Annotated in this window: 13 protein-coding genes; 1 reads left to right on the forward strand and 12 read right to left on the reverse strand. The window is 44.4% G+C overall.

The window, feature by feature from the left end:
- Nucleotide 1: 1 nt before the first annotated feature.
- The 9 genes from RH89_RS22200 to RH89_RS22240 form a co-directional block, all read right to left on the reverse strand.
- Nucleotides 2–652, reverse strand: a complete 651-nt coding sequence (locus RH89_RS22200; RefSeq protein ID WP_004406856.1) for a 3-dehydro-L-gulonate-6-phosphate decarboxylase — start codon at nt 650–652, stop codon at nt 2–4.
- Complete coding sequence (locus RH89_RS22205) at nt 649–2,178, reverse strand: FGGY-family carbohydrate kinase (RefSeq protein ID WP_004406857.1); 1,530 nt, start codon at nt 2,176–2,178, stop codon at nt 649–651. The genes RH89_RS22200 and RH89_RS22205 overlap by 4 nt, the downstream gene beginning before the upstream one ends.
- Before the next feature lie 20 nt (nt 2,179–2,198).
- Nucleotides 2,199–3,329 (reverse strand): lactonase family protein, encoded by a 1,131-nt coding sequence (locus RH89_RS22210; protein WP_004406858.1) that lies wholly within the window; start codon nt 3,327–3,329, stop codon nt 2,199–2,201.
- Between the two features lie 36 nt (nt 3,330–3,365).
- Nucleotides 3,366–4,238 (reverse strand): carbohydrate ABC transporter permease, encoded by an 873-nt coding sequence (locus RH89_RS22215; RefSeq protein WP_004406860.1) that lies wholly within the window; start codon nt 4,236–4,238, stop codon nt 3,366–3,368.
- Nucleotides 4,235–5,155, reverse strand: coding sequence for a carbohydrate ABC transporter permease (locus tag RH89_RS22220; RefSeq protein ID WP_004406863.1), 921 nt, complete (start codon nt 5,153–5,155; stop codon nt 4,235–4,237). Before RH89_RS22220 ends, RH89_RS22215 begins: the two co-directional genes overlap by 4 nt.
- 154 nt (nt 5,156–5,309) lie before the next feature.
- The gene (locus tag RH89_RS22225; protein ID WP_004406865.1) at nt 5,310–6,656 is read right to left on the reverse strand and encodes an extracellular solute-binding protein; all 1,347 of its coding nucleotides are present in this window, start codon (nt 6,654–6,656) and stop codon (nt 5,310–5,312) included.
- A gap of 84 nt (nt 6,657–6,740) precedes the next feature.
- Nucleotides 6,741–7,829, reverse strand: coding sequence for an ABC transporter ATP-binding protein (locus RH89_RS22230; RefSeq protein ID WP_004406867.1), 1,089 nt, complete (start codon nt 7,827–7,829; stop codon nt 6,741–6,743).
- A gap of 6 nt (nt 7,830–7,835) precedes the next feature.
- The gene (locus tag RH89_RS22235) at nt 7,836–8,567 is read right to left on the reverse strand and encodes a FadR/GntR family transcriptional regulator (protein ID WP_004406869.1); all 732 of its coding nucleotides are present in this window, start codon (nt 8,565–8,567) and stop codon (nt 7,836–7,838) included.
- 658 nt (nt 8,568–9,225) lie between these two features.
- A complete protein-coding gene (locus tag RH89_RS22240; RefSeq protein WP_004406871.1) occupies nt 9,226–10,563 on the reverse strand; it encodes a MipA/OmpV family protein in 1,338 nt (445 codons plus the stop codon).
- A gap of 175 nt (nt 10,564–10,738) precedes the next feature.
- On the opposite strand from RH89_RS22240, the gene RH89_RS22245 reads away from it, so the two are divergent.
- Entirely contained in the window at nt 10,739–11,086 is a 348-nt protein-coding gene (locus tag RH89_RS22245) for a VC1380 family protein (RefSeq protein ID WP_004406872.1), read from the forward strand.
- Nucleotides 11,087–11,170: 84 nt separating this feature from the next.
- On the opposite strand, the gene RH89_RS22250 is transcribed toward RH89_RS22245, so the two are convergent.
- From RH89_RS22250 to tadF, 3 genes are all read right to left on the reverse strand, one after another.
- On the reverse strand, nt 11,171–11,740 hold the full coding sequence (locus RH89_RS22250) for an OmpA family protein (RefSeq protein WP_004406874.1): 570 nt from the start codon (nt 11,738–11,740) through the stop codon (nt 11,171–11,173).
- Nucleotides 11,741–11,742: 2 nt separating this feature from the next.
- Complete coding sequence (locus RH89_RS22255) at nt 11,743–13,050, reverse strand: vWA domain-containing protein (protein WP_004406879.1); 1,308 nt, start codon at nt 13,048–13,050, stop codon at nt 11,743–11,745.
- Nucleotides 13,051–13,052: 2 nt separating this feature from the next.
- On the reverse strand, nt 13,053–13,647 hold a 595-nt coding region (tadF, locus tag RH89_RS22260), incomplete at its 5' end, for a tight adherence pilus pseudopilin TadF (RefSeq protein ID WP_004406893.1).

Below are 13,647 nucleotides of genomic sequence, written 5' to 3' on the forward strand. Positions count from 1 at the left end.
GTTATTCCCTCCAGAGAGATGACAGGGTTTCTTTGAAATCCATGGCCGCTTTTCTTGGGTCGGGTGCGGTTAAAAGTGCCCTGCCAGCGATAAAGGTGTCGATTGGAAGATGACGGAAGGTCGGCAGAAGCTCAGGGGTGATACCTCCTGTTACTGACATCTTGAACCCTACGTCACACATCCTTTGTAACCAGTCTAAATCTTCCTGATGCCAAGTCTGACCGGCAGCCTGAGCATCTCTTCCTCTGTGATAAATGGCTTGCGAGATCCCGAGTTTTCTCCATTCCTGAGCCTGCTCAAAAGTCCAGTCTCCGAACAACTCAATCTGGATGTCACCGTTATGCGCTCTTGCAACGTTCAGAGCACTTTCCATTGTGGCTAAAGGCGCAGCACATATAACCGTCAGTAACGAACCACCGGCCTTGAACGCCATTTCCCCCAAATCCTTCCCTGCATCGGCAAGTTTCATGTCGACTACTAATGGCTTTTCCGGATGCTGGGAGCGAAGCGATCGGACAACCGACATGCCTTCGGAAAAACAGATTAGGGTTCCTGCTTCCAGCACATCCACTACTGGCGCTAACGTCTTCGCGGCATTAAGTGCTTCGGCTTCGGTCGTTACATCCAGTGCAACCTGTAATTTTGGAATCATGACAATCCTCCTGATTCGGATTTGCCTGTGATCGGGTGTTGAAGTCCCTCTTCAAGTTTTGCCAGAGATTCGACGTACACCCGGTATTTGTGTTTCTTCGCTTGATACTGTTCGTAGACATCTGAGTCTGGTGAGACCTTGTTAACCTTGACATCCATCACCGACATGGCTTCGTCTGTCGAGGCGTAAGCCTGACTGCCAACCATGGCGACAATTGCCGCACCAAAACAGCCTGTTTCTTCAATTTGTGGAAGTAACACCGGAAGCCCGCTTGCGTCTGCCAGTATCTGCATCCACTCCTTTGAGCGCGCTGGACCACCACACACAATCAAGTGCGTGAGATTTGGGTATAGAAGCCTGACATGATCGAGGTGGAACAAATGGCTGAACACCACACCTTCATAAATCGCCTGAAAAACCTGTGGTTTGGTGTGGAGTGACTGCATGCCATAAAGCCCGCTCTTCACGCCCAGACCTGCATTTGAACCATAAAGAAATGGGGCAAACAGAAGCTCAGAGCTCAACTTCGGAAGGTCGCCAACAGAGCGATTGATCACTTCAAAGTTTTCATCACCAAACAAATCGGTAAACCACTCTAGGTTGCCAGCCGATGTAGGGCTGGCGTCATGTGTGATGTACTGACCTTTTTGTGCATAGTGTCCAAACACATGAGGTTTGGCTTCTGGATTACGAATATCAAACAGATGGTCTGTGACCCCTGTAGTGACCGACCAGGTCCCCATAGTTAGGGTCAATGCACTGTCATCCCTAACGCCAGAACAAATGGCGGTTGCAACGACATCAAATACACCACCTACAACTGGAGTCCCTTCCCGAAGCCCCGTTAGCCTGGAGGCAGAAGAGCTAATTTCCCCTGCAATATCTGTTGCACCAATTATGGGTGGCAGCGCTTCCATCACTTCTGGAATACCCAATGTGTCTGCCAGAGATTGATCGTAATCCTGAGTATCAAAGTTGTATAAATTTGATTCCGAAATATTGGTGATTTCGCAGTGCTTTTCACCCGTCAGGCACCATCTCAAATAGTCGTGACTCATGAACACAGTGCCTATCTGCTCATACTGCTCTGGTCGATTCTCTTTTATCCAACGGGCAATGGATACAGGGTGCCCGGTCCATAACGTTTGTCGGGTTTTCGGATGAATAGACTGTGGAATCCCCTCTTTCTGCCAGCGTTTAACAATGTCAATTGAACGCTGATCGGCCGACAAGATCGCCCTTTCCATAGGTTCATCGTTTTTATCTAACAAAAACAACCCTTTCCCCTGAGCAGAAATCCCGACACTTTGGATCTGAGCCGCATCGACACCCGTTTTCGCTATCACCTTTTTGATCACTGAGCAGGTCGAATCCCAGAGTTGGGTGGTACTTCTTTCCACCCAGCCAGAGTGTTCAGAAATCAGTTCAAGGGATTCACGCTCGACACCAATTTCTTTGCCACTCTTGTCGTATAAACCGGCTTTGAGGTAAGTACCTCCGCAATCAATTCCCAACCAATAACTCATCTTAGTCATCCCTTACGCCGTCACAGGTCTAGAAAACGAATATAGTTTGGAGCAGGTATATCGATGATTTCATCCGTCATTGAGATCAAACCGCTTTCAATGTCTCTTGAGAAAACAATCACATTGCCCGTATCCTGATTAGACACAACAGCGGCATGACCGCAGGGAGAAATGGCAAAGTGGCGCGGGAATTTACCGCCTGTAGAAGTGATATCAACGAGATCTAACTTACCGTCCTCCAACACTTTAAACACTGCTATAGAGTTATCGCCCCTGTTGGATACATATAGAAATTGAGCATCCGGTGATAGCTTTATCTCTGACACGTAACTGATCTGATCGTGATTCTCTAGCGTCGACTTATATTGGAACGGTATCAGACGCGGTTTTATCTCTGATGGGTCAGAGCTATCGAGCTGCGCGGCGCAGACTGTATTAAACAATTCATTTGAGACGTAGCAGATGTCCAGCGTTGGGTGCATTGCCATGTGTCGTGGACCAGAGCCAGGTTCAAACTCTATCCAGGTTTCACGGGTCAAAGTTCGGCTTTGTGCATCCCAGCGGTATTGGAAAACTGCGTTTTCTCCAAGGTCAGGAATGAACACCCAGTCATGCCAGAAGTGAGCACAATGCGCGTGAGGACCAACCTGACGATTCCCCCAGTGATCTTCACGATTTTCAACCTGGCGCCACTCTGTCTCAGGGCGGTAGTACTGCTTGAAGGTCTGAATAACTTCGCCCAGCCGACCTTCGGCATCAACGGCAACAACATCAATGATGGCATCCCAGTAATTGATCACTATTGCCGCGTCGTTGTTTGGGGAAAACGACACATAACAGGTCGATTTTCCGTTTGCCTGAAAACTGGACAGCTCTTTCAGGCTGCCATCTTTCTGCACTTCGTATTGAATGACAGTTCCGTTTTCTCGAATGGTTTCGAGGATTGCGTAAAGGTATTTGCTGTCTGCACTCGGAATCAGTACCGCTGGGTTGAGAGATTCTACCGAGTTATTCACTACAAGCTTGCCTTGTTGAGTCAAAGTAGCGCAGTACATCCCCTCGCCCGGAACTGGAGAATAAGGTTGGTGTGCGAGTGCGTCGATGTCACTGTATGTACCAATAACAAGCTGGTAGTCTTTTTCTAATTTCATATTAATACCTTAAATAAACTTTATAAATTCAATCTATTAGCCTTTAACTGCACCAGCAGTCATGCCCGTAATAATTTGCTTTGAAGCGACGAAGGTGAAAATGATGGGTGGGACAGCAAGCAACATCCCCGTCGCCATGATGACGCCCCAGTCAATGTCGTATTCGGTTAAAGAGTTCACGATGGTGACCGGAACAGTTCTCGTGTCACGTTGTAACAAGGCATTAGCCAGAAGAAACTCGTTCCACGCGATTCGGAAAGTAAAGATGGCCGCGGCTGCTAAGCCCGGTTTTATAATGGGCAACACCACAAGGAAGAAGATTTGAAGTGGACGAGCGCCATCCACTTTCGCTGCCTCTTCTAATGGCAGTGGAACCTGCACGATAAAGCTCTGGAGAATCCAAATAACAAAGGGAAGATTCATGGCGACGTACAGCAAGATGATCCCGCTGTATGTTCCGTCTAATCCGTAGTCGAACGTCCAGATCCCGAAAACAGGCACCAAAAGAACCGCTGGCGGCACCATACGCATCATCAAAGTAGTCAGAGAGACCACGCCTCTTCCCATAAACTTGAAGCGAACCAGAGCGTAGGCTGCCATGCACCCTATGGTCAGGGTGATCACGGTGGAAACAAGAGCAATAAATATGGAATTGCCCAGTGATCGTGTGAACGTTGGACTGCAGAAATCTACGTGGTCAGGCGTGTACCAGAGCACATCACACAAGACCGTTTCGTAATTTTTTAAAGTCGGTGTGAAAAACAGGCTGCTGCTGTCATTCATTATGTCTACGTTCAGCTTGAACGAGGTCATGATCATTAGCATGATGGGTCCGATTGACATCACGATCAACGCGACCAATAAGGCATAAAATGCAGGGTTCTGCCTGTTCTCTTTATCTTTGCTCATTGTTCTTCTTCCTTATTTGCCTGCGCTTGTTTCTCGATCCTTTTCTCGTTGACTTTGTTGTAAATAAACATGGCTAAAGTCAGAACGAGGAGCACAATCAACAGTAGGTTTGACATCGCGGCTGCCACACCCAACTCTCTGAATTCAGAGGCTGTTCGGGAAATTCGGAGCGCAAGAATCTCAGTTGATAACCCGGGGCCACCATTGGTCATCACCAATATCACTTCAAGTACTTTAAAGGCGTCGATGAGCCTGAGAAGTAAGGTCACAATAAGCACTGGCATCATCAGAGGTATCTTGATGTACAGAATTTGTTGCCATTGCGTCGCCCCATCAATTCTTGCAGCTTCTAACGTCGACTTTGGTAAAGACTGCAAGGCAGCCAGAGAAAGAATGAAAATAAAAGGAGTCCACTGCCAGACATCTGCGATAATAATGGATGACAATGCCCAACCTGAATCTGATAGCCAGGGAATGGATTCAAAACCCAGAGTATTCAATGTTCTGTTAAATATGCCAATGGTTGGGTGATACATATATCGCCACATTAATCCCACAACAATTGGGGCAATCATCATTGGCAATATAAATATGGTTCTTAACAGGGACATCCCTCTTATATTTCTGTCCAATAATAAGGCGAGACCAACACCAATAAACATTTCAAGAATAACAACGACACTTGCAAACTTTAACGTCACGCCTAATGACTCACGAAAAGAGTCATCTTGGAATAGGTTTATATAATTTTTAAATCCTACCCATTCAGCTTCACTTATTAATTGACTGGGGTTCCAGTCTAAAAAACTCGCATACATCATGTAAAATATTGGATATAAAAGCCCAAATATTAATGCTATTCCAGCCGGAGCCAAAAATAGATATGGAGTCATGCGATTTAAATTATCAGCTTTCATTAAAATATACCGAGATTACAAAGGCTAGAGTTCATACCGAACGTAATAAAACGACGATATAATCTCTTTATCTCAAATTACCCGAAGGGAGTGAGTCGGGGATACACCCAAGCAGTCGATTAATCCACTTGGGCATATCACTATTTATTCCAGGTTATTTTTCACTCCAAGAATAGTAGTTAGCGTCAGCCATTATCTTTTCTGCTCGCTCCGCTACTCCATCAAGTGCCTCTTGAATGTCCAGATCTTCGGTCAGTACCTTAGACAAAGTGGTACCTAAATCTGAATTGATTTTTCCCCATACTGGAATGATTGGTCGCCAGTCAGGATCCGCATGTTTAAGTGCAGTACCAAAGGTTGCCATGTGAGGGAATTTCGCGTTCACGTCATCATCGAAGTGAGTAGAGTAACGGGATGGGTTACCACCAGCCAAAGCGATCATTTTGTCTACTTTCTTCGAGGTTAGCCATTGCATCAGAAGGAAGGCCGCTTCTTTATTCTGCGCGTTTTTAGGAATACCGATTCCAAATCCGCCAGTCTGCGAGCCTCTGCGAACACCCATCGGATGCGGTGCCCAGCCGACCTTACCAACCACTTTAGATTTAGTTGGGTCATTCACTTGACCAGCAAACACTGTAGAGTCGAGGAACATTGCAGACTGCCCTTGCAAGAATGAGGTTCCTGCTTCTGCAAAACCAAATGTTTTGGCTCCTTCCGCTCCACAATCAACAATTTTCTTCAGCGCTTTTGCCGCCGCGACGCCCTCTGCATTGTTAACGATTGGCTTCCACTGGTCGTCGAAGATACGACCGCCTAAAGGTGCCAGGTGAAGTAAAAACGCATGCGACGCGTGGTGACCAGAAGCCGCTCGTGAAGCCAGTCCACCCATACCCGGTTCTAGCTTTGGAATCTCACACGCCAGGTACAGTAATTCTTCGTAGCTTTGAGGCACTCTCAGTTTGTGTTTCTCGAATATGTCTTTTCGGTAACCTAAGATAGAAGTCTCTGCACCGAATGGCAGGCCAAATAGTGAACCTGTAGGCCCTTTAAGATAGCCTTTTTTACCGCCGGCAACGCCGATATTCGCGACATAACCGTCGATCAAATCTTCTGCATCAAAGTTAGGATCAGCCAGAAGCGGATTCATGAAATATCTCGCCAAATTTTCTAGTTGATCGGCATAAACATAATCAGCTTTTGAAAATACAACGTACGCAATTAAATCGTAATCGCCTTTTCTTTTTGTTAATTCCAGTGTTTGCTTTTCGCGCATTCTCAGATATTGAAGTTGGTCGACTTCTACTTTGATGCCCGTTTCTTTAGTGAATTCCGGCAATACTTTCATTACCGCATTGTAATGCGGGTGCGCTGGAAAATTCACAACCAGAGTTGTGCCTTTAAATGAATCGTAAGGGCTAGCATAAGAAAATGCTGTAATGGCACTGACAGTAATTGCAGTCAGTGCTTTCTTATTAAACACCTTTTTCAGATACTTAATCATGTTGCCTCCTAAGAGCAAGCGAATAAAGTTGATGTTCCAAATTACGTTATTTGTGTTCCCTTCATCTTTATGATGATTTAATAATTAGTAAATTGTTTCTTCCGTGTGTTTGTCAAAAACATAAATGTCATCTGGATCAACTTTAAAGCTAACAGTATCTCCAATACGAAATTCATTTAATGAATCGACTTCAACCATAAATCGGCTTTCTTGAATTGTAGAAATCAAAACAGTCTGATTTCCAATATACTCATTGACGTTTATCTTAAAAGTAATGGTATTTTGAGATTCACCTGAATCTGTTGGAATTAATGCAGAAGGACGAATTCCTACAATAATTTCGCCAGATTCGGGTAAAAAAGATAAATTATCGAGTTTAGGTAACTGAAGCTTAAATGACTCCCCTACCGCATATAACGTTCCATTTTCTTCTTCTACCGTCATATTGAGGAAGTTCATCGGAGGCATTCCCATAAAACCCGCTACAAACTTATTGCTTGGCTTTTCAAATAACTCTCTTGGTGTGCCATGTTGCTGAATGTACCCGTCTTTCATCACAACGATTCGGTCAGCAAGCGTCATCGCTTCTATTTGATCGTGCGTAACATAAATGATGTTTTTCTTAATGTTTTTGCTCATCATTGCCAGTTCAGCACGCATCTGACCTCGCAGTTTTGCATCCAGGTTAGACAGCGGTTCATCCATTAGAAGCGTTGAAGAGTTGCGAACCAGAGCGCGCCCCATTGCCACACGCTGCCTCTGTCCACCGGATAACTCTGCCGGTTTACGATGCAGGTATTCAGTTAGACCCAACATTTCAGCCGCTTCAGTGACTCGTTTTTTTATGTCGCTTTTTGGATGCTTTGCTAACCTCAGCGCAAAGGACATGTTTTTATAGACATCCATGTGCGGGTAAAGCGCGTAGTCCTGAAAGACCATGGCAATGTCTCTATCAATAGGTTCAAGATTCGAAATGGATCTGTCATCCATTTTGATTTCGCCATCACTGACGGTCTCCAGACCTGCAATCATTCTAAGCGTGGTTGATTTCCCACACCCTGACGGTCCAACGAATACGGTGAACTCGTTATCTTCCATTACTAAGTCGATTTGATGGATCACTTCGCTCGATTGATATCTTTTTGTCAGTTTGTTCAAAGTTATTACAGGCATAATCCGTTACTCGTTGTCCTTGTTTTGCATAATAAGTGTCGATTTAAAGATGCTATCGACATGAGCTAAAATGGAACGTTCCGCTGCGTCTGGATCGTGATTCTTTAATGACCGCAGGATTTGATGGTGTTCTCGAAGACTTCTGACGGTAGATTTCTCTTCTGCCATTGCAGCAGTTCGATGCTCCAGCGCGTAGGAATAAACATCAATGGCAATTTTCGATAACAAATCGTTGCGACAGGACTGATAAATGATCTCGTGAAACTCTTTATCAGAAACCTGAAACGCCACATGGTCGTCTAACACCGTTTCCTGATATTCGATTAACGCTGTGAGTTTTTCTAAGTCTTCTTCTTTGATGTTGATGGCGGCTGAACGCAAAATGGATGACTCAATAACCTTTCTTGTTTCCGCAACTGTATATGCGTCGTAACTTTGAATGTCTTCAAGAAGATGGTTGGACTGAATGATCTCCGCAGAACCTTTTGTCACAATACTTTTTCGTCCACGTGAAACGGTGATCAGCCCACGTTCGCTCAGTAAAGCCAACGACCCACGAATGGTTTCCCGGCTGACGTCATAAGACTTGGCAAGTTCTCGCTCTGAAGGTAAGGCTTCACCTTCCGCAATCATCTTAGACGCAATGAGATCACTCAGTTTGTCCGCAATTTGTGACTTGAGCGTTAGCCTGGCCACATCCGAGCGGTAATAAGGCATATCGTTTGATTCATCGGACATACGTGATTAATCCTTTACTGATAACTACACTCACATTTTGGTATTTATTAAATACCAGTTTATTTCTTTAGAATGTAACGGTGGCAACCAAAATTTGTGACCACATTGTTAACAGAGCTCAAATTAACCGACAAACAACTCGATTTTCAATTTAAATCGATCATTTTTTGATCGTTTTGTTGATCTAGTTATCAAAAATCACCATTTAACAACACAAAATACCATTTAATTGGCATGCAACTACTACCAGTTTTTCGTATGATTTGGAAATGCTTCAATACCAGTTTAGTGCCTTTCAAAAACAGGCGCACAGCTCGAATTTAACAGGCTACGAACGCCCTAACTTGCACAGAAAAGATTAACGTTAAGAAATTGATATTATTTAATTTTATAGAAATTAACATTCTAAAAAGTGCTGAGTATAACGATTGAGTTTGTGAATTTTTTATTGAAAAGATAATAGAGAGTGGTTCTATAAGAGGTAGGAATTCAAACCACTTTTGGTATGGTGGAAGACCACTTCTGGTATGGTAGAAAACCATCTTAGCTTGTTGAATGCGTTGCTCATTCGTCAGGTAAGGTGCTTAACCATTCAGGTATCGCTAAGTCAAAAAAAACGGGGCGAATCCATCGCCCCGTTTTCTTGTCTTCATACCAATTAAAAATCGTATTGCAGGTAAATTGTGTTGTAGTTACTGCCACCTTTAATTCGTCCAAACTGAGAGGCTTTTTCGAAAATGGAAGAACGATGGTGCAGTCCATAACCCACCCACAGGTGATCCCATTCAGGCTTACCTACCATATCACCTATATTGAAATCGAAGGAAATATCTAAGTAATTCATTAAATTACTCATGTTCTCATATTTTCCTTCCAGTTCACTACTTTCAATATAAGTGATGTTTTGAACATAGGAGATACCTTCTGCGGCACCAAATTTCCAACGGAACGGCCATTCGAAGGTGTAGTACGCTTTTACCGCAATCACGTATTCTGGACTGGCACTCTGAGTAGAACTGGACCAGTGCCACGCTGCCCCCGGAGTCAGGTAGATATCAATGGGAGCACCGAACAATTCATCTGTTAAGGGGTGACCATAAAAGAACGAAGTCATCTTATTGCCGTTCTCATCCGGCACACCTTTAAACTGGAAGATGTCTCCCATGTCGGAAGGCGTTGCAAAACCCTGTGCCACCCTCAGGTAAGGGCGTGTTTTGATGTCTGAACGCGTTGGTGTGTTTTTGTCATTGAACAACCCGAAGCCAATGAAATACTCGTGACCCCACCGCTCTTTCACCACAATATTATCGTAAGCGTTGTCGTCTAACCTAGTAGCGTAAGCACTACCCAATAAATACAAATTTGAAGTGACGCGGTAACGAGTTTCAAAACCCACTTTAAACTCAACACCACCGCCAATGTTCTTTCCGAAACCCGGAGAGCCTTCTAGCCCGTTGGCACCATAGTAGTAAGAGTTAAAGTCGTTAGATTTAACACGGAGTTCAGCGCTTGGTTTAAAGTCCCAGTTTTCTGTTGAACTCTTTGCCGTTGCGCGAAGGTTACCGAACAAGCGGGCGGCATCATCGCTCATTACCTCGGCATCAATGTACCAGTCAGAATCCTGAAAAAAGTGGCGGTACTGGAAACCTAAATCAAATGAATGACCACCGTAGCGGTTTTGCTGAGACGCAGGCAGGTCAACAAATCTGAGGCGAGTAAGCGCGTTTATCTGGTAATCATCTTGTTTATACAGATGAACACCGCCTTCCAAACCATCGAGAAATACCGATTCGCCTTTGTAATAGAAAAGCGGGGTAAACGTTGAAACGGAAGCATCGTCTTCACCGGGAAGGTTGTACACAATAGATGCATTGCGATAGGCCATCCCTACTCCCCATTCTTGCTCTTTCACCTTATTCACTTCAGAAGCTGTGGCAGTAAAAGTCATAGCACCCATTAACGTCGCCAACGGCGTTAGGTGAATTAAAGCGCGCATAGATGTTGTTTACCTCTATTTATTCATACTCGGGAGATTGATGGCAGGATGAACGAAAGACAGCCATTTTATTGAGTCAAATGTCAACATTCGTAGTAAAATCAGTGAAATTACTTTAAGATTCCCGCAAATTAGCCGCTACACTAAGTAGAGGCGTACAGTATAACGAATCATTGTGAAAGTATCTGAATTATTGCAAATATTAAGTAAATTCTCCGATAACAACGATCCTCACGTTGTGACGGGAGAAGAGTGGTTGCCAGAACGTTTGCTAACAACAAAGCTGAACGAAGATTTTCTGTTTCTTCATTTCGATCAGCAGCCCGCTGATCAGGGTGGAGATGAAGAAGGTCGCGGATTTGTTGAACATGAAATCTCAATGTTGAGAGACAAAATCAGAACTATTTTAGAAGAAGAAGGCGACACCAGTATGAAAGCAGAGGCATTTCTTGCCCTGTTCCTGATTGGTCACGAACGCTCTTCTTCAGAAGTTATTGAAATTCTGGAAGAAGACGCAGAATAGCAATTCCAATGACACAATCGGTATAAGACTCATAGAGAAGGGCGCTCGTTCAGCGTCCTTCTCTTTTATCTGGATTATCTTTGCCTAGCTTTGAACGGTGAGTACTACCCGTCGATTGCACCCTTTTAGCTTGTTTTCCAACTGTTCACAGATGGGGGCGGTTTCACCATACGCCCTTTCAACCACCTGCTTGTCATTTCCAAACGTTTTCTTGAGAAACTTGGAAACGTTTGAAGCTCGGCGCTTCGACAATGCCGCATTATACGCCTCCGTTCCAACCTCATCGGCATGCCCTTCCACCGCTATCGAGACGCTTTTGTCTAATAGATTCATGTAGTCGAGCAAAATGTGTTTGTGGTCGTCGCTAAGCTTGTCTTTGTCGAACTCATAATTCAGCACCAAAGTTTGCGATACCCTGTCGTAAATACACTCTTTGCTGACTGAAAACTGTTCTTTCTCAGTCTCTTCATTGATAAGAACGGGGGTTTCCGCCTGAGTGATATGATGGCTAAGAAGGCGTCCGCTAGTTTGTGTACCAAGATGGTTCTGCGCCAAAACTCGTGTTGTTTTTAAATAGGTATTCTCCTGAGCCAGACAGTTAGCTGCAGCGTTACCGCAAAATACCAAAAGGAGGATAAAGGTTAGTGTTTTCATCGTTATATTCCATTGCCTTTTAATCGACCTGTCTCTTCATTCAACAGGTTTAAAATATGCTTGTAGACGTCGATACCACTTGACGCGTGTAGGACATTTTTTTCTCCTACACAATCGAAAAAGCCGTTCTCTGCTCGATTCATATGAAAATCGATACCAATAACGCCAAATGTGACGGTAATAGGCTCTCCGAATCGGTCTTTCTTGTTTTCTAAGTCTTCCACCATACGGTCACAGAGCCCGTACTTGGTGAACTCTTTTAAGATTCGTGCATCGCGGGATGTACCATCAGGGCTCAAAATCGTCCAAGGTCTAGATGTGTCTTCACCATCAGACAAGACAATAATCACTTGGTGGGGGTTGTATTCATCCTGGCTGTTGGCAAGTTCCGCAGTTCTTAACAAACCTTGCCATGAATTCGTCCCTCCGCCAGCTTGGAAAGTACTAAACTCTCGGGTAAAAGCATCATAGCCAAATGTAAGTTCTATATCGTTAAATAGCGGTCTGGGTGGGATTTTTCTTTTTATTAGATCTGCCACTTTTTGAGGTGATGAACTTAACGGCGCCTTCTTTGCATTGCGCCAGTAAATTGAATGAGCTATGCGGTCGAATGAAACTTGGTCGTACGCTACTCGTCTTCCATTGACTATCTGGTAATTGAAATTGTTATAGCCAATCAACGCAACACGACTTTTATGACTATTAAAGCGGTTAAAATTTTCGAGATCATCCAAAATTCTGCCGACTGTACCTTTCACTACCTGAAGCTTGCTATACGGACTATGTCCAAATTTAAACGCATCATTCATTGAGCCACTGAAGTCGACCACAAAATAAATATCGACAGGCTTGGGCAGGTATTTCCGGCTTGTGGACTGACCTGAAACCTCAAACTCTGGCCCCATACCAAATTGCTTAAAACTGATCCACGAGTCATGTTTTGTCGTTGCGGTCACCAAAAAATCGGCAAAAGGCGAGAGTTCTCCAGCAGCCTGTACACACCCGGTATCATAGTCACAACGCGTATCATCAATAGTGACCCGAACCTCACCTTTATTGGTGGGCATGTAGTAATCCACAATGTTCTTTGCCAATTCAATATCAGGTTCATTTTTTCCCGTTGAAGATGAGATAAGCCCTAAACTGGCCACTTCAGCGGCTTCCCCTAGCTTGGCGTGAGTGTGAAGCTGTTGGGTGGTTTGCATAGCCAATACCAACATACCAATCATAAACGGCAGGCAGTAAACAAAGGCAATGAAAGCCGCGCCCTTCTGTTTACACATAGAGCGAGACATGGAAAAGTTCTTCATAGTTAAATCCTCGCGAATGAAAATGAAGAGGAAACCATGTCAACAAACTCCCCTCGCGCCACACCGAGTATGTTGAACGGGGTTTGATAACAAAGAGAAACTTTATAGACCGGAAGCTTACGATTACGTGTCGTTATTGGGACGATGTCAGGGAGCTTACGCAGTGGAACAAAATTACAGCCTACATATCCCTTCTCTTCGACCACGTAACGAGCATGGGCGGTGTGCACAACCAACTCCTCAATACGAATCCCAAATCGGCTTGGTACAAATACATTGGACATTCGAGTCATCGCTGATTCAGCAATAGAATGCATGTCTTCAATTAATTGATTACACTCACCAGACCTTCGACAAATGTTGCCCTCATCTCGAAAAAGCTCCCTACGTTCAGACAAAACAGACGCCAGAGAATAAGCGAGTCTGTCCATTTGTCCCTTTTTGGCGGTAGCAACCACATAATTCACTTGAAGGGCAAAGAAGCCTGCAACAAATGCCAGAATCAGTGCTAATTCGATGGTAAACGCGCCTTTTTGTTTGTTAAGCACAAGCTTCTCCCCCCAGTTTGAAGGTGCATCGTTCGTATTCCTGAATGGC

The sequence above is a fragment of the Vibrio nigripulchritudo ATCC 27043 genome (assembly GCF_000222685.1).
In the GTDB taxonomy this organism is placed as follows: domain Bacteria; phylum Pseudomonadota; class Gammaproteobacteria; order Enterobacterales; family Vibrionaceae; genus Vibrio; species Vibrio nigripulchritudo.